The organism is Candidatus Binataceae bacterium, assembly GCA_035650475.1.
GTDB lineage: Bacteria > Desulfobacterota > Binatia > Binatales > Binataceae > JAKAVN01.
This window is the reverse complement of the sequence record DASRHP010000004.1, coordinates 211,039-236,735: the sequence shown is the minus strand read 5'-3', so window position 1 is coordinate 236,735 and position 25,697 is coordinate 211,039. Positions and strand designations below refer to the sequence as shown.

Sequence of the window (25,697 nt, the reverse complement as noted above, 5' to 3'; positions counted from 1 at the left end):
GGAACGGTGCTGCTGGCCGCGCTGTCGCTGAGATGGAAAAAATTCTGCACTGCGCACGATGATCTCGATGACGAGGCGAATCGTCTCGACGATCTGATCGAGGCGACCCCCGAGAGCGGCTATGCATGGCTGGCGGCGCTGATGGCGTTCGTCGCCGTCGCAGTCTTCTTCGTGCAGCTCACCGGAATGCGCTTCGTGCTGTTTCCGCCGCTGGTCGTGATCGGGTTCGAGATGCTGGGGCACACGGCGATCTGCCCGTGGGCGAATCAGCCGCTCAAACTTCCGCTCGCCTGCTTTCTCACCGCGCTCGGCGGATTCATCTCCTGGCGCTATATCGCCGCAACTCCGCTCGCCGCGGCGGTCAGCATGGGATGGGGAATCGCCGTCCTGCGCGTGTTCGAGCTGCACGTGCCGCCGGCGCTCGCGGTGGCGCTGCTGCCGCTGGTGATGGATCGGCCGACGGCGGCCTATCCGTTCGCGGTCGCACTCGGCACGGCGTTGCTTGCGCTCTGGTTCCTGGCCTGGCGGCGATTTGCGCGCGTGGCGCTCACCATCCCCGGGGCATCCCGAGCAGGCGCTCGGCGATGATGTTGCGCTGGATTTCCGAGGTGCCCTCCTCGATCGTGTTGCCGCGCGCGCGCAGCGTCCCGTACTGCCAGCGTCCGTCCTCGACCGCGTGCGGCGAGCCTTCGACCAGCATCGCCGCCGGCCCCTGGATCGCAAGCGCAAACTCGTTCATGCGCTGATTGAGTTCGCTCCACAAAAGCTTGGAGATCGAACCTTCGGGACCGGGCGTGCCGCCGCGCAGCAGGCGCGAGAAATTGCGGTAGGCGAGATACTTCATCGATTCGACGTCGATATAAAACTGGGCGAGCGTCTGGCGGATGACGCGCGGGTCGAGCGGCGTCGCGCGCTCGGCGATCGCGCGCAGCGCGAGCGCCTTGAGGTCCTCGAAGGTGTTGCGAAAGCGCGCGACGATCGAAAGCGCGAGCGTCGCACGCTCGTTCATCAGCGTGGTCAGCGCAACGCCCCATCCGCCGCCCTGGTGGCCGAGCAGATTTGCACGCGGCACGCGCACCTCGTCGAAGAAGAGCTGGTTGAATTCCTCCTCGCCGGTCATCTGGCGCAGCGGCCGCACGCTGACGCCCGGACTGTGCATGTCGACCAGCAGGTAGCTGAGCCCGCGATGCTTCGGCTGGTCGGGCTCGGTGCGCACCAGCAGCATGCACCAGTCGGCGATCTGGCCCAGCGAAGTCCAAAGCTTGGCGCCGTTGACGACGAACTCGTCGCCGCGCGGCTCGGCGCGCGTGGTTAGCGCGGCGAGATCGGAACCCGAGCCCGGCTCGGAAAAGCCCTGGCACCAGATCTCCTCGCAGGAGAGAATTTTCGTGAGAAAGCGCCGTTTCTGTTCGTCCGTTCCGTGCTCGAGGATCGTCGGCCCACCCATCGAGAGCCCGAGCAGATTGAGCGGCGACGGCGCGCGGGCACGCGCGACCTCCTCGTTGAAGATCGCGTCATATACGATCGTCTTGCCCTGGCCGCCGTATTCGACCGGCCACGAGAGGCCGAGGAAGCCCGCCTCGAACAGCCGCCGCTGCCATTCCTTGAGCGCCTGGATCGAGGCCGCGTCGGTGGGCAGGCCGAAGCCGCGATCGACGATGCCCTTGGGTGCGTTGGCCTCCAGCCACTGGCGCGCGCGTAGTCGGAACGCCTCTTCCTCGGGGCTGTAGCTGAAATCCATCGTGCGCTCCTGTCCGAAGGAAACGCCGGCGGTGGCCGCAGCGCTAGTTGATGACCTTGGCGCTGCGCAGCTCCTCGAGCGTCGCACGCTCGACGCCGACCTCGCGCAGGACTTCCTCGGTATGCTCGCCCAGGCGCGGCGGGATACGCCACATCCGGGCCGGCGTCTCGCTCAGACGCGGGCCGGGGTTGACCGTGCGCACGGTGCCGGCGTCGGGATGCTCGTAGAGAGTGAAGTTTTCGTTGGCGACGACCTCTTCGTCGGTGAACAAGCTCTCGTAATCGTTGACCCGCCCGCATGGGACGTCGGCCTTCTCGAGCACTTCGAGCCACTCGCCCGTGGTGCGCTCGGGCAGGACGCGGGCGAGGCCGCGCAGGATGCCGCGGATACGCTCGGTCCGGTCGGGCACATCCGTCCACCACTCATGATGGCCGACGCCGATGCATAGGCGCTCGAACTGAGCGTCGGTGAAGGGCGCTATCGAAACCCATCCGTCCTTGGTCCGGAACGGGTCGAGGCTCTGGCTCTTGGGCGCCTGATGCTTGTACTCGTCCTCGGGCACGAAGGTATAGCCGACCATGGTGTCGTTGCAGGTGAATGCCATCATCGCCTCGACCATCGGGATGCGGATGTATTGGCCAACGCCGCGGTTGCGCGCCGCGTGCAGCGCGCTGACGACGCTGAGCGCCGCGGTCATCCCGCTGATCTTGTCCGCCAGCGCCATCTTGACCACGGTCGGCTGCTCGCCGCGCCGCCCCTGGATCGCCGCCATCGTCGAGAAGCACTGGATCACCGGATCGTAGGCGGGGGCGTTGGCGTAGCGTCCCTTCGGTCCGAAACCGCAGATCGAGCAATAGATGATTTTGGGATTGAGGCGGCGGATATCGGCGTAGCCAATGCCGAGCCGGTCGGCGACGCCCGGACGGTTGTTCTCCACGATGGCGTCGGCGCGCACCGCCAGCATCCGCACCAGGTCGCGCCCCTGTTCCTTCTTCAGATCGATCACGACGCTGCGCTTGTTGCGGTTGAAGTTGAGGAAGGAGGCGGTGACGCCGTTCTTGCGCGGGCGGCCGATCTGGCGGGTGCTGTCGCCCTCGGGCGGCTCGACCTTGATGACGTCAGCGCCGAGGTCGCCGAGCATCATCGTGCAAAACGGCCCGGAAACGACCTGGGTCAAGTCAAGGATGCGAAAGCCAGCCAGCGGTCCTTCTGCCATGTGTGTCTCACGTCCTCGGAAATGTCGTGCCCCGCGCGGCGGCGGGGGGCGAAAGTAGAGCCTGATTAGCCCCCGCGCCCGTGCCCCGTCAAGCGCTCCGCGTCGGCACTTCGGCGTGAAATCACCTGCGCGCCGTCGCCAGATCTTCGCGCAGGCGAGCATGGCTGAGGGCCGGCAACTCGCGCCGCACCTTTGCAAGATAGTCGAGGTCGATCGGCGCCACGACCACGCCTTCCTGATCGGCGGCGCGGCCGATTACCCTTCCCCACGGATCGACGATCGCCGAGTTGCCGTAGTCGCTGAAACCGTGGACGTTGGGGCCGAATTGCGCGGGCGCGATCACGTAAACCTGGTTCTCGATTGCGCGAGCGCGCAGCAGCGCCTCCCAGTGCGCCTCGCCGGTGGGGAAGGTGAAGCAGCTCGGTACCGTCACGATCTCGGCGCCGGCGAAGGTCAGCCGCCGATATAGCTCCGGGAAGCGCAGATCGTAGCATACGCTCAGGCCGATCATGCCCAGCGCCGTGCGCGCCGCGACAACCTCGCCGCCGGAGAGCTTGGTGTCGGACTCGCGCACGGTGACGCGGCCGGGAAGGTCGACGTCGAACAGATGAATCTTTCGATAAACCGCGATTTGCGCGCCGTCGGCGCCGATCAGCGCCGAAGTGTTGTAGCGCCTGGGTTGCCCCGGGGCGTCCTCGGTGATCGAGCCGGCGAGGATATGCACGCCAAGCTCGCGCGCCAACCGCCGCATCAACGTTAGCGACGACCCTTCAAGCGGTTCCGCCGCAGCCGGCTCCTCCGAGCGCTTGCCGCGCCAGTTGAACGTTTCAGGCAGAGCGACCAGGTTTGCGCCGCGCGCCGCGGCCAGCCGAACCAGCCGTTCGGCGCGCTCGAGGTTGGCCGCCTTGTCGCTCCCCGCCGCCATCTGGATCGCCGCCGCAAGATAGGTCATGTGCCCGCCTCCGTTCGATCACCGGCCACAGAGGCCCGCCCGGCCGCGGAGCCTCAGTAGCGCGGAACGTCAGGATCGACGGCCGACCAGGCGTCGATCCCGCCGCTTAGGTTCGACACGCACTCGAAGCCGAGCCGCGCCAGGTACATTGCGACGTGCGCGCTGCGAATCCCGTGATGGCATACGACGACAGTCTCGCGGTCCGGGTCCAGTTCGCTCAGCCGCGACGGAACGTCGCCCATCGCAATGTGCACGGCGCCGGGAAACCGCGCCAGCGCGACCTCCTCGGGCTCGCGCACATCGAGGATCAGCGGACGCTCGCCGCGCTCCAGCCGGCGCTTCAATTCAGCCGGGGTCAGCTCTCCAATCTCGACCCTTTCCTCTTTCACCCTGCCAATACCTCGAAAGGACGGCGCCGCTGCGTCCGTTAGTTCAGAATTGTCGGTTGGGCCGCCCCGCCCTGTCAATGTAGCATGTTCTCGCCGGCGCGAAGTCCGGCGGTCATGGTCGATCGCGAGCGACAGCAATCCCTGATGGCGGCTGCATTGGCCGAAGCCCGGCGGGGAGCCGCGGAGGGCGAGGTGCCGGTCGGTGCGGTGGTCGTGGCAGACCGCGGCGCGGGAGCGATCCTGGCCGCCGCGCACAACCAGCCGATCGCGCTCAGCGATCCGACCGCACATGCGGAGATCCTCGCGATGCGGGCGGCCGCCGCCGCACGCGGCGCATACCGCTTGGATGACTCCGCGCTCTTCGTAACGCTGGAGCCGTGCGTGATGTGCGTGGGCGCGCTGGTCAATGCCCGCGTGGCGGCGCTGTACTTCGGCGCGCGCGACGAAAAGGCGGGCGCGCTCGGCTCGGTGTACGACATCGGGCGCGACGGGCGCCTCAACCATCGCATCGAGGTTTACGCCGGAGTGGCGGAATCCGAGTGCGGCGCGCTGCTGCGCCAGTTCTTCCGCGCCCGCCGCTGAGCCGGCCCTGCTCGGGCGCGATACGGTCGGCGATCGCTCCGTGTATTATGTTGGCGGGAGGCCGGTGGGATGGGCAATTTCCGATTCTATCGCCGGATGAGCATCTTTCCCGGGCTCTCGGTCAATCTCTCGAAGTCAGGGCCGAGCCTGACCGTCGGCATGCGGGGCGCCCACGTCACCGTGGGCCCACGCGGCGTGCGGCGTACGTTCGGCATCCCCGGCACCGGCATCTACTATACCTCGCAAAGCGGCTACCATACGGGCGTCCATTCGGCCCATGCCGAAACGCCGCTCAGCCCCGCCCAGCAACAGCGTGCGCACAACGCCGCGGGATGCCTCGCGCTGGCCGTGATTGTCGGCCTCGCCCTGCTGATCGGAATCGCGCTCGGCTCGGCGTCGCGCGCACCGTGATCGCCGCCTCGATTGCGGAAACCGCCGGAAATTGAGTATGAAAGTCTGCTGCGGCGGCCGGCCTCTCAGCGCCGGCGTGCGCGCGCAAACCGCGATGCCAAGCGAGAGAGCGAAGGACAACAAAGCCCTCAGCGCAACCTGCGTCGCCTGCAACAAACCCGTCTCGACCGAGAGCATGGTCAGCCTGCTCGGCCGGGTGGACGGCAGGTACAAGCAATTCGACGTCTGCATCCCCTGCGCCAACGGCGGATGGCGTCCGCCGGGCTTCGAGGGAATCTACACCCCGCGCCCGGTCTGACCGCGCTAGCCGTACATCCGGCGCGCCTCGGCCGTAAGCTCAGCGCGGAAATCCGGATGGGCGACCGCGATAAGCTCGCGCGCCCGCTCGCGCAGCGAGCGTCCGATGAGCGTGGCGATGCCGAACTCGGTCACCACGTAATGGACGAAGGTGCGCGGCAGGGTCAAAACCGTCGCCGGCGGAAGACTGGGCGTGATGCGCGAGAGCCGCTGGCCGCCTCGCAGCGCGCTCGACGGCAGCACGATTATCGACTTACCGCCGGCGAGCGAGGCGCCCACGCCGAAGGCGGTCTGCCCGCCCGTTCCAGTGTACATCTGATGGCCGATCGACTCGGAGCCGACCTGGCCGGTGAGATCCACGCACAGCGCGTTGTTGACCGAAATCAGCCCTTCCTCGCGGGCGATGGTCCGGATGTCGTCGGTGTAGTTGAAATCGTAAAGCTGGAAGAGCGGGTTGCCGTCGGCGTAATCGAGCTCCTCGCGCGGGGTGCCGATCGCAAAGCCGCTGCCGACCACCAGCCCGGGGAACATCTTCTTGTACTTGCCGGTGATCACGCCGTCGCGTACGAGATGGGTCGTGCCGATGGGGATGATCTCGGTCTGCATCCCGAGGTCGTGATGGCCGCGAAGATGGGCTGCCAGTGCGCCGGAGGTCGAACCGACGCCGACTTGGATCGTGGCGCGGTCGGGAATCAGTTCTTTGGCGACGATCGCGCCGATGGTGTCGATCGCGCGCCGCTCCTCTTCGGGCGGCGGCGGCGCCTTGAGCGCGGGCGGCTCGACCGCGCGCTCGACGAAGTAGTCGATCTCCGAGATGTGCATCGAGTTGTCGCCGCCAATCCGGACCGCGTGCGGATCGATCTCGGCGATCACCAGGTCGGCCTTGCGCGCCAGCAGCTTGGACATGATCTGGATGTCGCCGAAGTTGACCTCGCCGCGCTCGTCGGGCGGCGACACCGTCATCAGGTAGACGTTGAAGCCCTCCAGCCCCGGCGGCAGATGGCCCGTGCGATAGTAGCTGAGCGGAACGAACTCGCCCGGCCCCTCGTGATAAAGCTTACGGTCGAGCGGCGAGAGATAGAATGACTCCAGGCGGAAGCGCTCGCCGAGCCCGGGCAGGTCAAAAGCGAAGAGCGCAGCGCTGTAATTGACGACCACGCCCTCGAGCTCCATCAGCCGCGCCGCGAGCGCATGGCAAAGCGTGAACGGCGTCCCCTGCGCGATCGACATCGTGACCCGGTCGCCGGATTTGATGTGCGCCACCGCCTCGTCGGGCGCGACCAGCCTGGCACCGAGCTGCGCGCGCCAGTCGGGAAGAATCCTCGCTGCCGAAGCCATCGCGGCCTCCTTCGCTTGCCCCCGTGCGCGACGCTAGCAAACCCGCGCGCGACGGGCCAACACGCGCTCCACGCTGCCGCGAGCCAGCTTGACTGCGTCCCTGCAAACATCAATGCTGCCCGATACGGAGAGGTTCGGGAGTCAGGTTTAACCGGCGTGACTCGAAATCACGTGTCCCCTCGCTGGGACCGGGGGTTCGAATCCCCCCCTCTCCGCCAACCAGTCCGAGCACGCGTGCCGGAGTAATCGCCGGCGGCGGTCTTTGACGCAACGGCGAAATTTCGGCTAAGAGACGGGACGCGATTGACGCGTTGGCCGCTGGCGCAATCGACCGCGCGGCGCGGCCGCGACCGTTTACGTTGAAGGAGAGTGCGTTCGTGTGGGAAGACTCAGAGATCAGCAGGAGCCGCCTGCGGGCGTTCGAAATGTGGCGCGCGGGATGGGTTGGGTATGCGATGCTTGCGGTCCTCGTGTCGGCAGGCGCGTTGCTGGCCGCCGCCGCGCCGGCGGCGGCGCAGGGGGCGCCCGGCTATAGCAGGCAGACGGTCGATCAGTGGCTGGCCGGCAACGCCAACGCCAAGCCCGACTTCAAGCCGGGCGACGTTCTCACGGCCAAAGACCTCGAACGGATACGCTCGTTCATCGTTCCGGGCTACATCGATCAGCTTAATTTCCCCGAACTGAAAATGGAGATCGTTGCGCCGCGCAGCCATCGCCCGCGCAAGGACTTCATGCAATGCACCGAGAAATACCAGGCGCAGGTCAAACTCAAGAGCGACGGCACGCTTGACAACTACCTGTGCGGCCAACCCTTCCCGAACGAGGCGCTGCGCCCTGGCGATCCGCAATCGGGCTACAAGGCGATTTGGAATTTCGAGCATCGTTGGCAGAACTACGGGCCGCTCGACCTCAACTTCATGTTCGTCTACGACACCTTCGGCGGCGACCATAACGGAGCAGCGCCCGGCGCAATCGAATCGCCACCCGATACCTGGACCGGCGGCCGCCACTTCAAGAGCAAGATGCCCACCGACGCGTCGAGGTTCTTCGGCGGCGGCGGCACCTTCGTCAAGACGCTGAGCAGCTTTTACCAGCGCGTGTACTACAGCCACCTGGCGCAGCGCGAAGCGGAAGGTGGCCTGGCACCGGTGCCCGACGCCAAGGACTACTTCTGGAAGGAGTTCGAAGGTTTCTTCGCGCCCTATGACATGCGCGGCCAGGTCTTCATCACCTATCGCTACAACGATCCCTACCGCAGCGATGACGCATGGGCCTACGATCCGTCGTTGCGGCGTGTGCGGCGCATCTCGGTCGAAGTCAAATCGGATTCGCTCGTCGGTACTGATCAGACCGAAGAGGATTTCAATACTTTCTCCGGACGCCCGGTGCGCTGGAACTGGAAATTTCTCGGCTGGCGCAATCTGCTGTGCGTAATGGACTCGAAATACGACTATCCGCGGTTCTTCGGACCCAACGGCGACGTGCCGGATGACGCGTGGTCGATGCGGCGCTTCGCGGTGGTCGAGCGCACGCCCAAGGAACCGCACCATCCGTACAGCAGCGTCGTGATGTTCTGGGATGCCGAGGATTGGCATCCGTGGATGGCGGTGATGTTCGACCGCCAGCAAAGCCTGTGGAAATCGCTAACCTATACCTACCGCTGGAGCGAGGATTACAAGGACTGGGCTGAGATCAACCACGGCGTGGAAGCGGCCGGCCTGCAGGGCCTCGTCGCGATCGACTATCATAACCGGCGCGCGACGATCTTTCCCGCCTTCGGCGGCGGCTACCCTGAAATCGACCCCAAGCGGGTCGAAAAGCTGTTCGACATCAACAAGCTGGAGGAACTGCATCGCTGACACCGGCTGTCTAACGTACAGAGCACAGGAGCGCGTATGAGCATCAGACATTTTTTGCCATCCGCCAGTGCTGACGATATCGCCGCCGCCCTCGCCGACGACGGCGCGGCTATCGTCGATGGCCTCGCGCCAGCCTCGGTCATGGACCGCGCCGCCGGCGAACTTGCACCGTACGTCGCGGCAACCCGGTGCGGCCGTGACGACTTCGCCGGCCGCCACACCCGCAGAACCGGGGGACTCATTGCGCGCTCCGAAACCTGCCGCGAGCTGGTCATGAACCCGCTCGTGCTGTCCAGCGCCGGAAAAGTGCTCGCGCACTCGGCGACCTTCCAGCTCCATCTGACCCAGGCGATCTCGATTGGGCCCGGCTCGCCGGCGCAGCCGATCCACCGCGACCAGTGGGTATTCAATTTTTTCAAGTTTCCGGTCGGGTTTGAAGTCCAATGCAATACTATATGGGCGATGACGGACTTCACGGCGGAAAACGGCGCGACCCGCATTATCCAGGGCAGTCATCGATTCGAGGATGGCTTGAAGTTCGAAGAGAAGGATACCGAACCAGCCGAAATGACCAGGGGCTCTGCGCTCTTCTACACCGGGAGCGTCTATCACGGCGGCGGTGCAAACCGCTCCGACGCAACTCGCTGCGGGATCAATATTACCTACAGCGTCGCGTGGCTGCGGCAGGAGGAAAACCAGTACCTCTCGGTTCCCTTCGAAGTTGCAAGGACGCTGCCGGTCGAGCTGCTGCGCCTGATGGGGTACTCCTTCGGCGGCTACGCGCTCGGCTATGTGGATGACGTCCGCGACCCTCTGAAAGTGGTGCTGCCCGATTACACAAAGCCGGCGGGCGAGCGCCGCTCTGAAGCCGGCGAGCGCCAAGGCTCGGGGCGCCCCGGGTCAGGCGATGTCGAGAACGTCGCGCGCTTTCGCGATCAGGCGAGCCAATGGCGAGGCGACAGGCCGCACTGATGGGGATGAGCGCGCTTGCGTGGTCAGCGATTGTCGCTGAACAGCACTCCGTTCTCGCGGAGCTTCGCAACCTCGGCGGCCGAGTAGCCCAGGACTTCACGCAGCACCTGCTCGCCGTGCTGGCCGAGCAGCGGCGCCTCCAGCCCTTCTGGCAGATCGGGAAAGGCCGAGAACTTTAACGGGAAGCCGGGAATCGTCACCTCGCCGAGGACCGGATCGCGCACCTTGCGCACCATGTTGCGTGCAAGGTAGTGCGGCTGCCTCATCGTGTCCACCACGGACAGAACCGGCGCGCAGGCAATGCGGTTTTCCTCGAGCGCGGCGAGCGCCGCTTCGTCGCTGGCGAACGAGCGCAGCCATTCTTCGACGATCGCATTGAGCTGGTCCGCGTGCTTTACGCGGTCGGCGCCGGTCGCGAAGCGCGAGTCCTTAAGCAGTTCCGGGCGGCCCATCGCCTTGACCATGTTGCCCCACTGGCGATCCAATACCAGGATGAAAATCCATCCGCGTGGCCCTTTGTACACTCCGGCCGGACAAATCTGGTTGTGATAGCGCCCCATCCGTTTCGGTACGAATTCACCGCTGGTTATGGAATAACTTTGCAGGCCAAAGTCGTGCATGTGGTAGAGGGTATCGACCATCGCGATGTCGATGTACTGGCCGACGCCGGTGCGCTCGCGATGATAGAGCGCGTAGCCGATCGCAGCGAAGGTGTGCACGCCGCTGCCGACGTCGGCGATGCCTATTCCAACGAAGGTTGGCGGGCCGTCAGGCTCGCCGGTCATGTGCATCAGACCCGAGAACGACTGTGCAATCATGTCGTATCCGGTCTTGTGCGAGAGCGGACTCTGGCGTCCAAATGCGGAGAGCGACGCCATGATGATTCGCGGGTTGAGCTTGCGCAGTGAGTCGTAGTCGAGCCCGCGCTTCTGCATCACACCCGGGCCGAAGTTCTCCACCACGATGTCGACCTTGGGCACCAGCGCGCGGACAACCTCGAGCGCCTGCGGCTTGCTGAAGTCGAGGCACAGACTCTTCTTGCCGCGGTTCTGCTGGACGAAGTAGCCGCTGCGTCCGTTCTTGACCGTGGGGAGCAGACGTGACGGATCTCCCATCGGTGCGATCTCGACCTTGATGATGTCCGCGCCCATTTCGGCCATCAGACGCGTCACCGTGGGACCGGCCAGGTACTGCGTGAAATCCAGCACCCGGCATCCTGAAAGCATCCTCGCTTCGCCCGTTTTGGTCATAGCCCGATCGCTCCTCCCGCCGTCCCGCAGTGCGGCGCCGCCAATCCTCAAACACGCGGGCGCCCGCCGTCAAACGAGGCGCCGCCGGCTCGTCCGCTCAATCCTTGAGGATCGCGACGCACTTGATTTCCACCATCAAGCCCGGCATCGCGAGGGCGGTTACCCCGACCCCCGTCCACGCCGGATATTCCCGGGTGAAATAGCGATCCTTGACCTTCATGAAGAGTTGAAGGTCGCGCATGTCGGTGTGGTAAGTGACCATCTCGACCACGTCGTCAAACCCCGCGCCCGCTGCAGTGAGCACCTTTTTCAGATTCTCGAACGCCTGCACGAACTGCGCTTCCTTGCCCTCGATCACATTGAGGTTTTGGTCGCGTCCGACCTGGCCGGCGACGAAGAGCAGGTTGCCGGCCCTGACGCCCGGATTGTAGTGAAAGCGCTGATGGATGACCTCCATCTCTTTGGGGACGATATTCGTGCGTCTCGTCATTTCTGATCTCCTCCGCCGCCGCCCAATGTCTAGCGGCCGGTCCATTTCGGGTTGTTGATCGCAAGTGCATCAGCGAGTGACTGGCGCAAATGCGCCCGTAGATTCGTATCGGTGAGGTCGATCTCGCCGCGCTGAATCCGTCCGCACAGTTCGTCGCTCAACGCCTGGACGTCGCCCTCGTGGCCGAGCATTGCAACCAGCCGTGCGCGTTCTGCCGCCGACTGTCCCGCGCGCAGCTCCAGCTCACGCCGGATTATATTCAATACATTGATTGTCACACGGGTCTGGAAGCGATGGTATCCGCTCAGGGTCGGGGAAAGATCGTCTTCGAGGTACTTCAGCACTGCACTGAGTAATGTCGAAGTATCGGGAAAGCTCTGCGGCATCGTAAGCGCTCCTGGCTATTCGTTGTTCTCGATCAGCTCGAAGAAGTCCCACAGCGGCTCCTCGATGCGCCTGCCGATCGCCGAGCGTTCGATCCCCCGCTCCTCGACCCCGCGCATGCCCAGCCGCAGGCAATCGATTGCCCATTTCACGTTGGCGAAAGCCTCCCAGAACCTGACGTGCGCAGGATCGATAGCGTACCCACTCGCCCGCTCGTAGGCGTCATAGAGATCTGCGCGCGTGCCGAAGCCGCCGACCGGGCCCGAGCCGCCGAAGCGCCAGGTCCTGATGCAGAGCCACCCGAGGTCCTGCATCGGATCGCCAATTTGCGCCAGTTCCCAGTCGAGAACGCAGCGGATGCCGTCTTCGCCGACGATCAGGTTTCCAGTGCGGAAGTCGCCGTGCACGACGCCAAGGCGCCGGTTGCGGGGGACGTTTTCGGCCGCCCATCGCAGCGCCATTTCGAGCGCGGGCAGCCTGAAGCCGTAAAAATCAACAATCCGGCGATGGGCGGCGACGTGTTCGCCCGCGTCCTGGCGGATCAGAAATGGGAGTTCCTTGGGGTCGATGCGATGGATCGCGGCGAGAATCTCGCCGCACTGCGGCGCCATCCGCGGACGCGCCGCCGCAAACCGCGCGTCACGCACGATCCGCGGCCCCAGCGTTTCACCCGCAACGTACTCGGTGATGTAGCCTTCGCCGAGGCCGTCAACGGGCTCCAGGATTGCCACAACGCGCGGCGCCGGAACGCCCGCGCGCGCCGCCGCGATCATCACGTGCGCCTGCTGCTCGGTGGTTATTTCGGGCACGATGCCGGCGCACGGGTCGGTCGTCAGCGTGCCGAGCTGAACGATCAGTCCACGGCGCGCGCCGTCGATATCGGCCTCGAATGACATCGTGGTGCGGTTGGCGCCGCCGGTGAGGCGCTGCAAATTGCGCACGGCGACTGGCCGCCCGAGATGCCGCTCCAGGGCGGTCTGGAGCGCAGCCGAAAAATCGATATCATTTGCCACGGCAGGCCATCCAGCCGCGATTACTCACTCGCTTTCCTGTTGCTTCCGAAACCGAACATGATCTGCGCGACGCGGCGCATCTGGATCTCTTCGGCGCCCTCGGTGATGCGGTAGCGGCGGTGATGCCGGTAAATGTGTTCGAACGGCTTGTGGCGCGAATAGCCGATACCGCCGTGGACCTGCATCGCGCGGTCGGCCGCCTCGCACACCAACCGGTTCGCCCGATAGTTGCACATCGCCACCTTGTCGGATAGCCGCCGCGCTACTTCCGGCTTCGACATCTGGTCCATCTGCCATGCGGTCTTGTAAATGAGCGTGCGCACCATCTCGGCCTCGGTCTGCAACTCGACCAGCGGCCACTGAATCGCCTGGTTGGTTGCAAGCGGCCGGCCGAAGGGCTTGCGCTCGAGCGCGTACTTCACGGCTTCGTTGATGCAAAACTGCGCCGCGCCCAGCGAGGACGCCGCCTGCCGGATACGGTTCTCATGCACGAAGTGCTGTGCGACCTGCAGGCCGTCCTCCGGATCGCCCAGGATCGCGTCGCCCGCAACGTAAACGTCAGTGAGCGAGATCCGAGGATGGTCGGTCGGCATGTTGAACGTCCACAGGAACTCCTCGATTTTGAACCCTTCGCTGTTGGTCGGGACGATGAAGCAGGTGATGCCCTTGGCGGCGCCGTCGCGCCCGCTGGTACGCGCGAAGATGAAGTCGTGAGTCGCGACGTGCAGCCCCGTGTTCCAGATCTTCGCGCCGTTGATGCGCCATCCGTCGCCGTCGCGCACCGCGCGCGTCTCCATCCAGGTCGCGTCCGAGCCGTGATTGGGCTCTGTCAGCCCGAAGGCAACGCTGAGGGTGCCGTCGAGGATTCCCGGGATGAATGCGTCCTTCTGCTCTTTGGTGCCGAAGTCGCGGAACATCAAGACGGTCGGCAGGTTGCCGACGATCGAGCTTTCGTTCTGCAAATCGTTGTGCAGGCCGAGACCCTTGGCAGCGAGATGCTCGCGGATGATCGCCATCCCGAGATTGGTGCCGTCCTTGCCGCCGTATTCCTTGGGCAGGGCATAGCGATAGTGGCCCGCGCGGTCGGCACGGCGACGCATCTCGGCCAGCAGTTCCTCCCATTCGCGGCGTGGCAGGCCCCCTCTTTCGAAATCGGTGCGCGCCCATTCGCGGCGGTGGTCGAAGAAGCGGATGTTGTCGTCCTGGCGTTCGAGCGGTTTGATCTCGCGCTCGATGAATTCGTCCAGCTCGGCGAGATAGGCGCTGATTTCCGCAGGAATAGTGAAGTCCACTGGAGTTACTCCTCTACCCGGTTTTAGTGGGTTGTCCCTGGTCCGTCATGAATTGCGCATCGACCTCGACCTGGTAGCCGGCGGCGAGCGCGTTGGTCTCGTTCGCCATCCCGACCACTGCCATCAACTCGCCGAGCATCGCGTCGGTCATCCCGGCCTTGCGCGCGCCCGCGGTATGCGAGCGGATGCAGTACTCGCATCCGTTGGTCGCGCTGACCGCGAGATAGATCATCTCCTTGACCAGCGGCGTGAGCGCGCCCGGCGCCATCACCTCCTTGACGCTCTCCCAGGTGCGTCTGAGCGTCGGCGGATGGTTGGCGAGGGCCTTCCAGAAGTTGTTGACCCGGTCGGTCTTGCGGGTGGCCATGATGTCATCATAGACCGCCCGCACGTCCGGGCCGGCTTCGGCATACTCGATAAGTTTCACGGTGGCCATAGGCGTCGCACTCCTGGCGCGCGAAAGATTTTCATTTTAGACCCGATTTGAAAAGCGCCGGCGGGGACCACTCCCGTTGCGCGCCGGCAACGTCACGGTTGCGCGGGCGCCATCGCGCGCGAGTGTGGGAGCAGATTAGTCCGCCACGGCTAAGGGCACGACTGGCACGCGCTATGCCTCTGGCCCCCGCAGCCGTCAGGGGGGAAGTCAGGCCGCATTGCGTGCGCCACCGCGCCGGTCAACGCCGTCGCACGGGCTTAGGTGACTATGATCCCGAGTCTCGAAGAGCTGCGCAAAAAGCTGCTCGCGACGCCCGAGCCGTTGCCGGCCGACCCGCAAGCTCTCAAGCGGCCGACGTTCGGCTCCACTGGTCGCGGGGGAACGCCTCCGGTCTACAAAGCCTCGCGACGGCCGCAGCCACTCGGCACCCCGATCGAGCATCAACGCATCGCTCCGATCAGGACATCCGAAACCGAGGTTGACAACGAGCCCCTGTGCGGCGAGGAGACGATTTATCTCGGCGACGCTGGCGCCGGACGGCACAGCGATATCGAAGCTGAAGCGGCATCGATTGCCGGACCCGAGGAAGCGGTCGAAATCGCAGAGTTTCAATCCCACGACCAACTTGTTGAAGCGGCCGCCGCCTTTTTCGGCTCGGCAGGCGAGTACCGGGAGCACCTGCGGCAACTCGCCGTCGCCTCCAGGTCCGTGTTGCGGCTCAGCCGGGTTGCCGACAAGGCGCTCGAACCGCTCAAGGCCTTTCGCGACCAGGCGCAAGAGCTGCTAAGCTTCTACGCGAACCCGACCGGAGCGCGCCGTCAACGCCTGAATACGCTTGTCTGGCTGTCGCCCACCGAGAAGCCGACCCGCTCGGGCGACGACCCGGGAGCGGTGGCTTTCGGCGGATACCTCTTTGAAGTTTCGAGATATCTCGGCCGGGCGAAGTTGATTCATGCGCGGCTGGTCGAGCTGGTGCGGATGCTTCGGGCGGCCGACGCGCTACAAGCGCAGATGCGCGCGCTATCCCACGCGCTCGATGCCATCCGCATAAACCATGCAGACGCAAATCCGCGGCGCGCTGCGGATTCGGACAGCGAGAATTAAACGGCTTGAGCGGGGGCCTCTCGCGGCCCGCCAGGGAGGGGATGATGGCGCTTTTCAACAAGGAACAGATGGCCCGGGAGCCGGAGGCGGTCCGTCGTGAACGGATGCCAGAAAATCAGCCGCCCCCGCCGATAGCGCCGGTCCAGGCGCTGATCGAAAGCGGCGCCGCGCCTGCCAAGCTGGCCGCCACGCCCGCCTCGGAACCGTTCTCGGCACCGCGCAGACCGTCCTCCGAAGCCCGCGCCTATCTCGATCAGGGATGCAAGATCAGCGGCAGGCTCGAATTCGAAGAAGCCGCGCGCATCGACGGCCAGATCGACGGCGAGATAATCGCCCGCGACGGCCTGCTTATCGGCGAGAGCGCGGTGGTGACGGCCAAGATAAAGGCATCCTCCATCGTCGTGGCTGGCACCGTGAGCGGCGAGATCGTGGCGAGCCAGCGCCTCGAAATTCATGCCTCGGCCAAGGTCTCCGGCAATCTGACCACCCCCAAGCTTATCGTGCATGAGGGAGCGGCCTTCGAAGGCTACTGCGCGATGCAGTCCGACGGCGCACACAAGGAGCGCAACGGCGCCGCGCCGGACGGCGAACGGCGCCCGCTGGCGCGCGCGCACGAGCAAAAGCAGGCGTCCTAGTCGGCCGCCGCGCCGCGCGCGGCTTAGCCTCAGAAGCCTAGTTCGGCGGCGGCGATCATTTCGAGCACCTCGTCGCGCTTGAGCGTGTGCAGCGGGGCCGAGCGGATGTCGCGGAAGTAGCGTTCGAGCGGATTTCCCTTGAGATAGCCCTGACCGCCAGCGATCCGCGTCGCCAGGTTGGCAACCTCGAGCATGTTTTCGGCGACGAAGGTGCGCAGCATCTCGATCATCATCACCTGGCGCTCACCGTAGACCGGTCCGTCAGCCATCTCGCGCGCCAGCGTGTAGATGAGCGTGCGGCAGGCGTCGAGCCGATTGTACATCTCGCCCAGCGCGAAACGGGTGGCCGGCAGAATGCCGACCAGCGCGCCGCTTTTCTGCAACTTGCGTGTGCGCGCGTACTCCAGGACGTAGTTGTAGGCGGCCTGCCCGATGCCGAGGTAGATCGCCGAGAACGACAGGCAATACCAGTGCGCCACCCGGACGAATTCTTCGAAGAAGTGTCCCTCCTCGCCGATCAATTGATCCGATGTCGCGAAGACATCGCGAATCATGATCGTATGGCTCCCGGTCGCCCGCATTCCCATCGCGTCCCAGTTCTCGATCACTTCGAGGCCAGGTGTGTCGCGCGGCAGGAGGAACACGCATCCGCCGGAAGCCGCGCCCGAATAGCCCTCGAGTGAGGTGCTGATCCCGAAATAGTCAACCACGGGCGCAAGAGTGCAGAATACTTTCTGTCCGTTAAGTATATATCCGCCGGCCACCTTCCGTGCCCTGGTGCTGGGCGACAGGATCGACCGTGCGCCGCCGCCCTCGGTGTAGAATCCGTTCATCAGCATACGCTTGCGGCCGACATTGCCCAGGTAGAGATCCTTCTGCGCGGAAGTCATGAACGGCGTATAGAACCGCACCGTGTTGCAATGCATATTGATCGCGAACGCGGTGGCGCAGCATCCCTGCACGAGCCGCTCCTGCGCGAGGACGAAGGTCAGCGGCGACGCGCCCCATCCACCGTACTCTCTCGGCGTGGTCAGCGCCGTATAACCGGCTTCCTTGAGCCGCGCGACGTTCTCGAAGGGAAAGCTGCCCTCGCGATCATGCTGTTCCGCGCGCGAGGCAAACTCGCTCGCCAGCTCGCTTGCCACTGAAACGACGCGCTGCTGTTCCGGGTTCAGCTCGAGCAGCATGTGATGTCCTTGCGGCGCTATGCGCGCTTGACTGCGATCGCTTCGATTTCAACCAGCAGCTCCGGAAACGCCAGCGCCTGAACAACCACGGCCGTGCTGGCGGGCGGATCGTTGCCGAATACCTCGGAACGGGCCGCGATCATGTCCATGAATTTCGAGCGGTCGGTGATGTAGGTGTTGATCTTGACGATATCTTTCAGGCCGCTGCCCGCGCTATCGAGGATGGCCCTGATGTTTTCGAAGGCCTGACGGGTCTGCGCTTTCATGTCGCCTTCGCCGACCAGTTTGCCGCCGGCGTCGTAGGCGATTTGTCCCGAGACGTAAATCGTATCACCGACCTGCTTGGCCTGGGCAAGCGGCAGGCGGTCGTCCCATCCCCATCCGGGGTCGATCGTTCGCCTCGTTTGCGCCGCCATCGCGCCGCGACGTGCCCCAGGCCTGCGCATTCTAATGCGCCCGCGACCAGCCCGCTTCGTAGTCCTCGGCATATGTCCTCCGCTTCTGGCAGTCAGGGTGGTGTGCTACTTTTCAGCCGTCGGCTTTGGCAGGCTGCGCTCGCTGCGATACCGCGGCCTCGCGGATCGCGCGCACGATAAAGTGATAGCCGGTGCAGCGGCAGAGATTGCCGGCGATCCCGTGGCGGATCGCGGCCTCGTCCGGGTCCGGGTTGTCTTTGAGCAGTTGCAGCGCCGACATCACCATCCCCGGCGTACAGTAACCGCACTGCAAGCCGTGATTGCGGACGAAGGATTCCTGCACCGGATGGAGATGTTCGGCGTCGCGGGCGAGCCCTTCGATGGTGGTTATCGCGTCGCCGTCAACGTCGGCCGCCAGTACCGAGCACGACTTGACCGTGCGCCCGTTGAGCATCACCGTGCACGCGCCGCAGCTGCCGGTGCCGCAGCCGACGTGAGTACCGGTCAGCCCGAGCACGTCGCGCAACATGTCCGCCAGCACCATGCGGTTGTCCACTTCGAGCCGGCGCCGTTCGCCGTTGACCGAAACTTCAAGCGCTGTCTTCACCGCCGCTTCCTCGTTCCAGTTTGGTTCACTGTCAGACCGCTGCCGCCGCGAGAGCGCGCCGCGCGTAAACCGACGCCATCCGGCGCCGGTACTCAGCGGTCGCGTTGAGATCCTCCGGCGCGCCGGCCGTGGCTTCGTAAACCCGGCCGGCGATCGCGTTGAGCGCGTCGTTGCTCGCGCCGCCGCGCATCTGGGCGCTCACGTCGAGCACAACCGGCGCGTGTCCGACGCCGCCGATCGCGACGCGCGCCGCGCCGCCCGCGCCCTCGACCATCGCCGCAGCATTCACGATCGCGAAGTTGCCCTCGATCCGATGCAGCCGCCGATACGCGCCGCGCGCCTGCGTCTTGGGAACCGCGATTTCCACCAACATTTCCTGCGGCCCGACCGCGGTCTGCATCAGGCCGGTAAAGAATGCGTCGGCGGGAATTTCGCGGCGGTCCTTCACGCCGCGAACGATCATCCGAGCTCCGACAACCGCCATCACCGGCAGATAGTCGGCGGCGGGATCGGCGTGCGCGAGGCTGCCACCGATCGTCCCGCGATTGCGCACCTGGACGTCGCCGATATGGCGCGCGGCGTCGGCCAAGAGCGGACAATGGCGCGCGATCAACGGATCGCGCGCGACCTCGGCGTGCGTCGTCCCGGCGCCGATAACCAGCGCTCCGGCATCCTCCCTGACGTAGGCTAGGCCGGCGACGTGGTTGAGACTGACAACCATCCGCGGCTGCACCAGCCCCAGCGTCATCATCGGTACCAGGCTCATCCCGCCAGCGAGCAGCTTTGCACCCTCGCCGTTGTCGGCAAGCAGGCGCAGCACCTCGTCGAGCCGGCGCGGCGCGTGGAAGTCGAACTCTTGGGTAATCATCGTCTCACCGGGCCGCCGCCTCGGCGTCGCGAATCGCCTGCCACAGTTGCAGCGGCTTGAGCGGCATCTCCTGCAAACGCAAGTTGAGATGGGGCAGCGCGTTCTCCACTGCGCCGCATACGGCGCCGAGGATCCCCGCCACGCCCGACTCGCCCACCCCCTTGTGGCCGAGCGGCGTAAACGGCGAGCGCGTCTCCTGGTGTTCGAACTCGAACGGCGGCACCTCGACCGCGGTGGGCAGCGTGTAGTCCATGAAGGTGGCGGTCTTGAACTGGCCGTTTTCGTCGTAAACCAGATGCTCGTAGAGGGCGCCGCCGAGGCCCTGGGCCACGCCGCCGTGAACGTTGCCTTCAGCGAGCAGCGGATTTATCACGGTGCCGCTGTCATGCACCATGCAGCAGCGGAGCACCTTGAGCACGCCGGTCTCCGGATCGACCTCCACGATGCACGCCACCGCCGCGTTCGGCCATGACGGGTAAGCGCTGAAGCGGCCCTCGGGGTCGCCCGGATGGTAGATGTTGGGATGGCGGAAGTAGCGCGTGCTTTCGAGGCCGGGCTCGACCTCCTTGGCGTGAGGGCCGAAGGGCTCGTAGTAGATAGTGCGCACGACTTCGTTGAAGGTGATGAACCGCTCAGGCGCTCCGTGCGGATAGATTCGGCCGCCGCCGATTTCCAGATCGCCCGGTAGAACCTCGAGCATCCGACCCGCCACCCGCAGGATCTTCTCGCGCAATTCGAGCGCCGCGACGTGCGCCGCCGAACCGCCCATGATGAGGCTGCGCGAGCTGTAATTGCCAAGTCCCCAGGGGCAGGTTTCGGTGTCGCCCTGGACCACACGCACGTTGCTTACGTCGATGCCAAGCGCGTCGGCCGCCACCTGCGCAATTCCGGTTTCGTTGCCGCTGCCGGGCGAGGTCACGCCGGTAAGCACGGTGACCTGGCCGGACGGATTGATACGTACCGTCGCGCCGTCGTAGCCGGAGACCATCATCGAGGTCGGCAGCGCGCAGCCCTCGGCGATCAGTTCCTGCCCGATTCCCAGCCCGATGTAACGGCCCTCGCGGCGGGCCCGCTCCTGGAGCGCGGGAAACTGCTCGTAGCCGATCATCTCGAGCACGCGCCTGAGCGCCTGCGGATAATTGCCGCTGTCGAGAATCACCCCGCTGACCTGGCGGTAAGGAAATTCGTGCGGCTGGATGAAATTGCGAAACCGCACCTCGGAGCGATCCAGTCCGGTGGCGCGCGCGACGCCGTCCATCACGCGGTCCATCAGGAACGAAGCCGTTTCCTTGCCGTAGCCGCGATAGGCATTCCACGGGCATTTGTTGGTCGCGACCGGGAACAGCTCGATGTGGCAGTTGGGAATCCTGTACACGGTCGGGATGCAAAACGTCGTGACCAGCGACATCTCCCATCCGGCGAGCGCCGCCGGCGCGCCGACGTCGGCGACAATTCGCACCTTGAGCCCGGTGACCGTGCCGTCCTTGCGGTATGCGGCTTCGTAATAGACGCGCTGCTCGCGGGCGTGGCCGCCGACCATCAGGTTCTCGCCGCGCTCCTCGATCCATCGCACCGGCCGCCTGAGCTTGCGCGCCAAGTAGGCGACTACCGGCTCCTCCTGGTAGGTCGGAATCTTGGAGCCGAAGCCGCCGCCGACGTTGGGCTGAATCACGCGAATATTCGACTCGGGCATGCCAAGGATGACCGAAAGGAACGTGCGCAGCGGATGCGGGCTCTGGGTTGAGGCCCAGAACGTCAGCTGATCGCGAAACCCGTCGTAGCGGGCAAGGTAGCCGCGCGGCTCCATCGGCGACGCGCAGTAGCGCTGGGTCCGCAGGCATCCCTCGATCCGCCCGTCAGCGCGCGCGAAGGCGCCCTCGACGTCGCCTGCGTTCGTCGTGTGCCGGAGCATCAGGTTGTCGTCCCACGACGGCTCCAGCCGCGGCGCGTCCGGCTTCATCCCCTCCTCCGGGTCGGCGACGACCGGCAGTTCCTCGTAATCGACCTCGACCAGGTCGGCAGCCTTGCGCGCCGTGTACTTGTCCTCGGCAACGACCACCGCGACCGCTTCGCCGACGAAGCGCACGCGCTCGGTGCACAGCGCGTAACAATCGAAGCTGCGCGCGCCGATACTCGCGCGGTCGTAGGGATGAGGAATCGGCCTGGTGTTGCGCCGAATCTCCTCTCCCGCCACCACGGCGGCCACACCCGCGACGGCCTCGGCCGCGCGCGTGTCAACGCGCCTGATGAGCGCGTGCGCGTACGGGCTGCGCACGAAGGCCGCATGCAGCATCCCTTCGAGCCGAATATCCGCCACGTACGTGCCGCGTCCCGCGACCAGGTTGCGGCTTTGCAGCCCCGGAACCGGAGCGCCGACTGCCTTCATACGCGCACCTCCGCGGCGAGATCCCTCGCCGCCCGACTCGTCGGTGATAAGCCCGCCAGCGTTTTCATCCCAGCGATTCGGCGCCGCGTCACAGTTTGGGCAGCACCTCGCGCCCGAAGGTCGAGATTGCCTGCTTGACGCGTTCGTGCGAGGGGCCGCCCGGATGGCGCATACGCAGGACCAGGTAATCCGGCTGCACCTCTTTCTGCCACATCTGGAGTTGCTGGAGGCAGTCCTTGGGCGACCCCGCGATGAAGCGGTTGGGCGCCGCGACGTCGAAGGTCCACTGTTCCTCCGACTTGACGTTCTTTATCACGTCGTCCATCGCGTAGCCGTTGTTGCGGAAGTAGAACCTGTGCGTGTACATCAGCGGCTCGCTCTCGCGCCGCGCCGCCTCCCACGAGTCCGAAACCAGCACGTCACGCATCAGGACAAGGTAGGGAGTCTTGCCCTGCTTGCGCGTCTCCTCGCGGTAGAGATTGGCGAATTGCTTGATCACCTGCACGTGTTCGAGCGGCGAGGTGATCCAGGCGTCGGCGATCCGCGCCGCGCGCTTGAGCCCGACATTGGTCCACGCCGCCATCCAGATCGGCGGACGCGGCTTCTGAAACGGCTTGGGCGTGATCATCACGTTGTCGAGCTGGTAGAACTTGCCGCGATAGGAGAAGCGCTCTTCGGTCCAGCACTTCTTGACGACTTCGACCCCCTCTTCGCTGCGGCCCGCGCGCTCGCTGATCGAGAGCCCGAAGGCGCTGAAGTCGCGCTCCTGATAGCCGACGCCGACGCTCAGGATCATCCGCCCGCCGGTTATCTGATCGACGATCGCCGCGTCCTCGGCGGCGTGCACCGGATGCCAGAGCGGAATCAGGGTCACGCACGTGCCGACCCGGATTTTGGTGGTGTTCACGCCCACCATCCCGGCCATCAGGATCACGTTGGGAATGTAAGCGTCTTCCTGCTGGTGATGTTCGCTGAACAGGCAGCTGTCGAACCCGCTCTGCTCGGCGACCTGCGCCTCAACGATCGCCTCGCGCAGCACCTTGCCGATATTCTCGCCGCGCGGTGGATCCTGCGTGCATGGGAAATAGCCGGCTTTCAGCATGTTTCTCGTCCTCCCAAGATTTTTCGCTTGCCCGCCCCCCAAAAATTGCGCGCCCATACTTGCACGAAGTCCGATCAGCGTCGAGAATCTCGCAGCCGGCGCGCCCGCCCGATCTTTGCGGCTTGACATAAGCGGAGTGGCGGCCCATTGTGAGCCCGGCCAGAACTGAGCAGGCTCATTTCTGATGGCACCCCTCATCGCCGAGCGCACGCCGCACGAGCCGTCCGAGGCGGATGCGCCGCTCAGCCGAACCGAACGCAAGAAGCGCGAAAAGCTCGGCGCCATCAAGCGCGCCGCGCGCGAGCTATTCGCCCGCCGCGGCTTCAAGGCCACCCGCACCCGCGACATCGCCGAGCGCGCCGATATCGGCGCGGGCACGCTCTTTCTCTACACCAGCAGCAAAGAGGAGCTGCTGGTTGAAATTTTCCTCGAAGAGCTCGGCAGCACGCTCGACGCGGCTTTCGCGAGCATGCCGGGTGACGCTCCGCTGCTGGACCAGCTCCTGCACGTCTTCAACGCCGCGATTCGTTATCACGAGCCCGATCCCGAACTGGCGCGCGTCTTCGTCAAGGAGCTGACCTTCGTCGAGCGGCGGCTGAAGGAGCGTACCGACGCGTTTCTGCGCGGCTGGTACGCGCGGATGGCGGCCGTCATCGAGCAAGCCCAGGCGCGCCACGAATTCGCGAAGGACGTTCCCGCGCTTGCGCTCGCCCGCAATTGTTTCGCGCTCTACATCTTCACGCTGAAAACGTGGCTGGGCGGGGCGCATTCGCGCGCGGAATCCGAAAAGTGGCTGCGCGAATCGATCGGCCTTCATCTGCGATGCGCGATGCCGCGCAAGATGCGAAACCCCGCGCAGCGGGCGCCGGAGCAGCGATCGCGCCCTCGAACATCAAAAGTCAAACGCGGGACTGACTTAGTTCCCGGGTGAAAAAAAAGGAGCGGCCATGAGCGTGCTGACAGGTGAGCGGGAGGAATGGCGGCGCATCCTGCACGAAGGCCAGGCCAAGTGGGTACGTCCGTCGGGCGACACCCTGCTTCTGGGCGACGGGCGCCGCATCCCCGAGGCGCAGGCCGTATATCTGCCCCCATGCAAGCCCTCAAAAATCATCTGTGTGCACCTGAACTACGAATCACGGCGGGTCGAATTCAACGCCCCGCAGCAGGTCACGCCGACCTACTTTCAAAAGCCGACCACCGCGCTCAACTCGCATCGGGGAATCCTGAATCGCCCGGCCGGTTGCCAGTATCTCAACTACGAAGGAGAAATCGCGGCGGTCGTGGCCAAGCCGATGCGCAATCTCAGACCCGAGGAAGTATGGGACTACCTGGCCGGCTTCGCGCCGGCCAACGACGTCGGATGCCACGATTTTCGCGAGACTGACATGAACTCGATGCTGCGGGTCAAAGGGATGGATGGTTTCTGCCCGATCGGCCCGGGCGTCGTGCGCGGCGTCGATGTCCGCAAGGCGACGCTGCGCACTTACCTCAATGGCCGGGAGGTGCAGCACGGCAACGTCGGCGAGGAGATGCTGTTCGGAATCGATTACCTGCTTGCCGACCTGTGCCGGCATATCACGCTGCTTGCGGGCGACATCATCCTGACCGGAACGCCGGCGAATTCGCGCCCGATGAAGCCGGGGGACCTGGTTGAAGTCGAGGTCAGCGGCGTGGGACGCCTGAGCAACACGGTGGCGGAAATTCCGGCGCCGGCCCATCGCGTCGGCCACCAGCCGACCACTGCGGATTCGGTGCGCCGCGTAGCCCTGGGCTCTGATTTCAAAAAGCCAAATAGCAACTGAATATACAATCCGGATTCCGCACGGCGGCGGCGCGCCGCTCAGGAGGAAACAATGGTCCAGGTAACCGAATTGAGCTACGTGGGAATCGGGGTGAAAAGCCTCGACGAATGGAAGGCCTTTGCGACCCGGATCGTGGGTATGGAACTCGCCGACGACGGCGAACCTGACCGATGCTACCTGCGAATGGACTACTGGCACCATCGCCTGGTCGTCCACGCCAACGGCAGCGACGACCTCGAATACCTCGGCTTCAGAGTCGCCGGGCCCGACGAATTCCAGCAGATGCAGCGCCAGCTCGCGGAGGCCGGAATCAAGTACCGCGTAGGTTCGGAGGACGAGGCGAACGAGCGGCGCGTGCTCGAAGTGATGAAGCTGAGCGACCCGGCCGGCAATCCGATCGAAATTTTCCACGGGCCCGAAATACAGGCCTCCAAGCCGTTCCACCCGGGCCGGCGGATGCACGGACGGTTCAAGACCGGAAGCGGCGGACTCGGCCACTGCATAATTCGGGAAAACGACGTCGCGGCGGCCCGCCGCTTCTTCATGGCATTGGGGATGCGCGGCGGGGTCGAATACAAGATCCGCATCGGCAAGCATGTGATCACCCCGGTCTTCATGCATTGCAATGAGCGCGACCATACGGTTGCCTTCGGCATCGGCCCCGAGAAACGCCGCATCAACCACCTGATGATCGAAGTGGACAACCTCGACGACGTCGGCCTTACTCACGAAATCGTGCGGCAGGAAAAGATCCCCGTCACGATTAATCTGGGCAAGCATTCCAACGACCACATGTTCTCATTCTACTTCCGCAATCCGTCGGGATGGATGTTCGAGTACGGCTGGGCAGGGCGGCCCGCGACTCATCAGTCGGAATACTACGTCGAAGACGTCTTCGGCCATCATCCGGAAGCCGGCGGATTCGGGCTGGAAGGGGAGTCCTGACCAACGGACTTCCGTTTCATGCC

At 65.0% G+C, this 25,697-nt stretch carries 28 protein-coding genes and 1 tRNA gene; 12 read left to right on the top strand and 17 right to left on the bottom strand.

Going from position 1 to position 25,697, the window contains the following annotated elements:
- On the top strand, positions 1-588 hold a 588-nt coding region (locus tag VFB33_02055; protein HZO80449.1), incomplete at its 5' end, for an HPP family protein.
- On the opposite strand, the gene VFB33_02050 is transcribed toward VFB33_02055, so the two are convergent.
- The 4 genes from VFB33_02050 to VFB33_02035 all read right to left on the bottom strand — a co-directional run bounded on the left by VFB33_02050 (position 548) and on the right by VFB33_02035 (position 4,298).
- Entirely contained in the window at positions 548-1,741 is a 1,194-nt protein-coding gene (locus tag VFB33_02050) for an acyl-CoA dehydrogenase family protein (GenBank protein HZO80448.1), read from the bottom strand. The two genes, VFB33_02055 and VFB33_02050, sit on opposite strands and share 41 nt — an antisense overlap.
- Before the next feature lie 43 nt (positions 1,742-1,784).
- Positions 1,785-2,957, bottom strand: a complete 1,173-nt coding sequence (locus VFB33_02045; protein ID HZO80447.1) for a CoA transferase — start codon at positions 2,955-2,957, stop codon at positions 1,785-1,787.
- A 121-nt stretch (positions 2,958-3,078) separates the two neighbouring features.
- Positions 3,079-3,909: a carbon-nitrogen hydrolase family protein gene (locus VFB33_02040; GenBank protein ID HZO80446.1), complete on the bottom strand. Its 831-nt coding sequence runs from the start codon at positions 3,907-3,909 to the stop codon at positions 3,079-3,081.
- Positions 3,910-3,962: 53 nt separating this feature from the next.
- Complete coding sequence (locus tag VFB33_02035) at positions 3,963-4,298, bottom strand: rhodanese-like domain-containing protein (GenBank protein HZO80445.1); 336 nt, start codon at positions 4,296-4,298, stop codon at positions 3,963-3,965.
- Between the two features lie 84 nt (positions 4,299-4,382).
- Here VFB33_02035 and tadA point away from each other — a divergent pair, with 84 nt between their 5' ends.
- The 3 genes from tadA (at position 4,383) to VFB33_02020 (ending at position 5,589) form a co-directional block, all read left to right on the top strand.
- A complete protein-coding gene (gene tadA / locus VFB33_02030; protein ID HZO80444.1) occupies positions 4,383-4,880 on the top strand; it encodes a tRNA adenosine(34) deaminase TadA in 498 nt (165 codons plus the stop codon).
- Between the two features lie 69 nt (positions 4,881-4,949).
- A complete protein-coding gene (locus VFB33_02025; protein HZO80443.1) occupies positions 4,950-5,291 on the top strand; it encodes a DUF4236 domain-containing protein in 342 nt (113 codons plus the stop codon).
- Positions 5,292-5,385: 94 nt separating this feature from the next.
- On the top strand, positions 5,386-5,589 hold the full coding sequence (locus VFB33_02020; GenBank protein HZO80442.1) for a hypothetical protein: 204 nt from the start codon (positions 5,386-5,388) through the stop codon (positions 5,587-5,589).
- Positions 5,590-5,594: 5 nt separating this feature from the next.
- On the opposite strand, the gene VFB33_02015 is transcribed toward VFB33_02020, so the two are convergent.
- A complete protein-coding gene (locus tag VFB33_02015) occupies positions 5,595-6,926 on the bottom strand; it encodes an acetyl-CoA hydrolase/transferase C-terminal domain-containing protein (GenBank protein HZO80441.1) in 1,332 nt (443 codons plus the stop codon).
- A 126-nt stretch (positions 6,927-7,052) separates the two neighbouring features.
- On the opposite strand from VFB33_02015, the gene VFB33_02010 reads away from it, so the two are divergent.
- The 3 genes from VFB33_02010 to VFB33_02000 all read left to right on the top strand — a co-directional run bounded on the left by VFB33_02010 (position 7,053) and on the right by VFB33_02000 (position 9,757).
- Positions 7,053-7,144: transfer RNA gene (locus VFB33_02010), tRNA-Ser, on the top strand.
- A 159-nt stretch (positions 7,145-7,303) separates the two neighbouring features.
- Complete coding sequence (locus VFB33_02005; GenBank protein HZO80440.1) at positions 7,304-8,785, top strand: DUF1329 domain-containing protein; 1,482 nt, start codon at positions 7,304-7,306, stop codon at positions 8,783-8,785.
- A 36-nt stretch (positions 8,786-8,821) separates the two neighbouring features.
- Complete coding sequence (locus tag VFB33_02000; protein ID HZO80439.1) at positions 8,822-9,757, top strand: phytanoyl-CoA dioxygenase family protein; 936 nt, start codon at positions 8,822-8,824, stop codon at positions 9,755-9,757.
- 23 nt (positions 9,758-9,780) lie between these two features.
- Here VFB33_02000 and VFB33_01995 read toward each other — a convergent pair whose 3' ends face one another.
- From VFB33_01995 to VFB33_01970, 6 genes are all read right to left on the bottom strand, one after another.
- The gene (locus tag VFB33_01995) at positions 9,781-11,007 is read right to left on the bottom strand and encodes a CoA transferase (GenBank protein HZO80438.1); all 1,227 of its coding nucleotides are present in this window, start codon (positions 11,005-11,007) and stop codon (positions 9,781-9,783) included.
- 97 nt (positions 11,008-11,104) lie between these two features.
- Positions 11,105-11,497 (bottom strand): RidA family protein, encoded by a 393-nt coding sequence (locus tag VFB33_01990; protein ID HZO80437.1) that lies wholly within the window; start codon positions 11,495-11,497, stop codon positions 11,105-11,107.
- A gap of 29 nt (positions 11,498-11,526) precedes the next feature.
- A complete protein-coding gene (locus VFB33_01985; protein ID HZO80436.1) occupies positions 11,527-11,883 on the bottom strand; it encodes a DUF6285 domain-containing protein in 357 nt (118 codons plus the stop codon).
- 15 nt (positions 11,884-11,898) lie between these two features.
- Positions 11,899-12,894, bottom strand: coding sequence for a phosphotransferase family protein (locus tag VFB33_01980; protein HZO80435.1), 996 nt, complete (start codon positions 12,892-12,894; stop codon positions 11,899-11,901).
- Positions 12,895-12,914: 20 nt separating this feature from the next.
- Complete coding sequence (locus VFB33_01975; GenBank protein ID HZO80434.1) at positions 12,915-14,186, bottom strand: acyl-CoA dehydrogenase family protein; 1,272 nt, start codon at positions 14,184-14,186, stop codon at positions 12,915-12,917.
- 13 nt (positions 14,187-14,199) lie between these two features.
- On the bottom strand, positions 14,200-14,622 hold the full coding sequence (locus VFB33_01970) for a carboxymuconolactone decarboxylase family protein (protein HZO80433.1): 423 nt from the start codon (positions 14,620-14,622) through the stop codon (positions 14,200-14,202).
- Positions 14,623-14,943: 321 nt separating this feature from the next.
- On the opposite strand from VFB33_01970, the gene VFB33_01965 reads away from it, so the two are divergent.
- Both VFB33_01965 and VFB33_01960 read left to right on the top strand, forming a co-directional pair.
- Positions 14,944-15,726, top strand: coding sequence for a hypothetical protein (locus VFB33_01965; protein ID HZO80432.1), 783 nt, complete (start codon positions 14,944-14,946; stop codon positions 15,724-15,726).
- A gap of 44 nt (positions 15,727-15,770) precedes the next feature.
- Positions 15,771-16,361, top strand: coding sequence for a polymer-forming cytoskeletal protein (locus VFB33_01960; protein HZO80431.1), 591 nt, complete (start codon positions 15,771-15,773; stop codon positions 16,359-16,361).
- A 29-nt stretch (positions 16,362-16,390) separates the two neighbouring features.
- Here VFB33_01960 and VFB33_01955 read toward each other — a convergent pair whose 3' ends face one another.
- The 6 genes from VFB33_01955 to VFB33_01930 all read right to left on the bottom strand — a co-directional run bounded on the left by VFB33_01955 (position 16,391) and on the right by VFB33_01930 (position 22,927).
- Positions 16,391-17,548, bottom strand: coding sequence for an acyl-CoA dehydrogenase family protein (locus VFB33_01955; GenBank protein ID HZO80430.1), 1,158 nt, complete (start codon positions 17,546-17,548; stop codon positions 16,391-16,393).
- Between the two features lie 17 nt (positions 17,549-17,565).
- Positions 17,566-17,964, bottom strand: coding sequence for a RidA family protein (locus VFB33_01950; protein HZO80429.1), 399 nt, complete (start codon positions 17,962-17,964; stop codon positions 17,566-17,568).
- A gap of 112 nt (positions 17,965-18,076) precedes the next feature.
- Complete coding sequence (locus VFB33_01945; GenBank protein ID HZO80428.1) at positions 18,077-18,571, bottom strand: (2Fe-2S)-binding protein; 495 nt, start codon at positions 18,569-18,571, stop codon at positions 18,077-18,079.
- A 31-nt stretch (positions 18,572-18,602) separates the two neighbouring features.
- On the bottom strand, positions 18,603-19,439 hold the full coding sequence (locus VFB33_01940) for a xanthine dehydrogenase family protein subunit M (protein HZO80427.1): 837 nt from the start codon (positions 19,437-19,439) through the stop codon (positions 18,603-18,605).
- A 4-nt stretch (positions 19,440-19,443) separates the two neighbouring features.
- Positions 19,444-21,825 carry a xanthine dehydrogenase family protein molybdopterin-binding subunit gene (locus VFB33_01935; protein ID HZO80426.1) on the bottom strand — a complete coding sequence of 794 codons (2,382 nt, stop codon included), beginning with the start codon at positions 21,823-21,825 and terminating at the stop codon, positions 19,444-19,446.
- 88 nt (positions 21,826-21,913) lie between these two features.
- Positions 21,914-22,927, bottom strand: a complete 1,014-nt coding sequence (locus VFB33_01930; GenBank protein ID HZO80425.1) for an LLM class flavin-dependent oxidoreductase — start codon at positions 22,925-22,927, stop codon at positions 21,914-21,916.
- 184 nt (positions 22,928-23,111) lie between these two features.
- Here VFB33_01930 and VFB33_01925 point away from each other — a divergent pair, with 184 nt between their 5' ends.
- From VFB33_01925 to VFB33_01915, 3 genes are read left to right on the top strand one after another with little or no spacing between them, the layout of a single operon-like run.
- Positions 23,112-23,858 (top strand): helix-turn-helix domain-containing protein, encoded by a 747-nt coding sequence (locus VFB33_01925; GenBank protein ID HZO80424.1) that lies wholly within the window; start codon positions 23,112-23,114, stop codon positions 23,856-23,858.
- 16 nt (positions 23,859-23,874) lie between these two features.
- Complete coding sequence (locus tag VFB33_01920) at positions 23,875-24,729, top strand: fumarylacetoacetate hydrolase family protein (GenBank protein HZO80423.1); 855 nt, start codon at positions 23,875-23,877, stop codon at positions 24,727-24,729.
- Positions 24,730-24,780: 51 nt separating this feature from the next.
- A complete protein-coding gene (locus tag VFB33_01915) occupies positions 24,781-25,674 on the top strand; it encodes a VOC family protein (protein ID HZO80422.1) in 894 nt (297 codons plus the stop codon).
- The last annotated feature ends 23 nt before the right edge of the window (positions 25,675-25,697 follow it).

What these genes read in the sequence shown, in the direction of transcription:
- VFB33_01920 (HZO80423.1), top strand. Translation starts at nt 23,875, where the DNA reads ATGAGCGTGCTGACAGGTGAGCGGGAGGAATGGCGGCGCATCCTGCAC.
- VFB33_01995 (HZO80438.1), bottom strand. Translation starts at nt 11,007, where the DNA reads ATGACCAAAACGGGCGAAGCGAGGATGCTTTCAGGATGCCGGGTGCTG.
- VFB33_01940 (HZO80427.1), bottom strand. Translation starts at nt 19,439, where the DNA reads ATGATTACCCAAGAGTTCGACTTCCACGCGCCGCGCCGGCTCGACGAG.
- VFB33_01935 (HZO80426.1), bottom strand. Translation starts at nt 21,825, where the DNA reads ATGAAGGCAGTCGGCGCTCCGGTTCCGGGGCTGCAAAGCCGCAACCTG.
- VFB33_01950 (HZO80429.1), bottom strand. Translation starts at nt 17,964, where the DNA reads ATGGCGGCGCAAACGAGGCGAACGATCGACCCCGGATGGGGATGGGAC.
- VFB33_01985 (HZO80436.1), bottom strand. Translation starts at nt 11,883, where the DNA reads ATGCCGCAGAGCTTTCCCGATACTTCGACATTACTCAGTGCAGTGCTG.
- tadA (HZO80444.1), top strand. Translation starts at nt 4,383, where the DNA reads ATGTTCTCGCCGGCGCGAAGTCCGGCGGTCATGGTCGATCGCGAGCGA.
- VFB33_01925 (HZO80424.1), top strand. Translation starts at nt 23,112, where the DNA reads ATGGCACCCCTCATCGCCGAGCGCACGCCGCACGAGCCGTCCGAGGCG.
- VFB33_01915 (HZO80422.1), top strand. Translation starts at nt 24,781, where the DNA reads ATGGTCCAGGTAACCGAATTGAGCTACGTGGGAATCGGGGTGAAAAGC.
- VFB33_02000 (HZO80439.1), top strand. Translation starts at nt 8,822, where the DNA reads ATGAGCATCAGACATTTTTTGCCATCCGCCAGTGCTGACGATATCGCC.
- VFB33_01970 (HZO80433.1), bottom strand. Translation starts at nt 14,622, where the DNA reads ATGGCCACCGTGAAACTTATCGAGTATGCCGAAGCCGGCCCGGACGTG.
- VFB33_01990 (HZO80437.1), bottom strand. Translation starts at nt 11,497, where the DNA reads ATGACGAGACGCACGAATATCGTCCCCAAAGAGATGGAGGTCATCCAT.
- VFB33_02050 (HZO80448.1), bottom strand. Translation starts at nt 1,741, where the DNA reads ATGGATTTCAGCTACAGCCCCGAGGAAGAGGCGTTCCGACTACGCGCG.
- VFB33_01955 (HZO80430.1), bottom strand. Translation starts at nt 17,548, where the DNA reads ATGCTGCTCGAGCTGAACCCGGAACAGCAGCGCGTCGTTTCAGTGGCA.
- VFB33_02025 (HZO80443.1), top strand. Translation starts at nt 4,950, where the DNA reads ATGGGCAATTTCCGATTCTATCGCCGGATGAGCATCTTTCCCGGGCTC.
- VFB33_02020 (HZO80442.1), top strand. Translation starts at nt 5,386, where the DNA reads ATGCCAAGCGAGAGAGCGAAGGACAACAAAGCCCTCAGCGCAACCTGC.
- VFB33_02015 (HZO80441.1), bottom strand. Translation starts at nt 6,926, where the DNA reads ATGGCTTCGGCAGCGAGGATTCTTCCCGACTGGCGCGCGCAGCTCGGT.
- VFB33_01930 (HZO80425.1), bottom strand. Translation starts at nt 22,927, where the DNA reads ATGCTGAAAGCCGGCTATTTCCCATGCACGCAGGATCCACCGCGCGGC.
- VFB33_02045 (HZO80447.1), bottom strand. Translation starts at nt 2,957, where the DNA reads ATGGCAGAAGGACCGCTGGCTGGCTTTCGCATCCTTGACTTGACCCAG.
- VFB33_01960 (HZO80431.1), top strand. Translation starts at nt 15,771, where the DNA reads ATGGCGCTTTTCAACAAGGAACAGATGGCCCGGGAGCCGGAGGCGGTC.
- VFB33_02040 (HZO80446.1), bottom strand. Translation starts at nt 3,909, where the DNA reads ATGACCTATCTTGCGGCGGCGATCCAGATGGCGGCGGGGAGCGACAAG.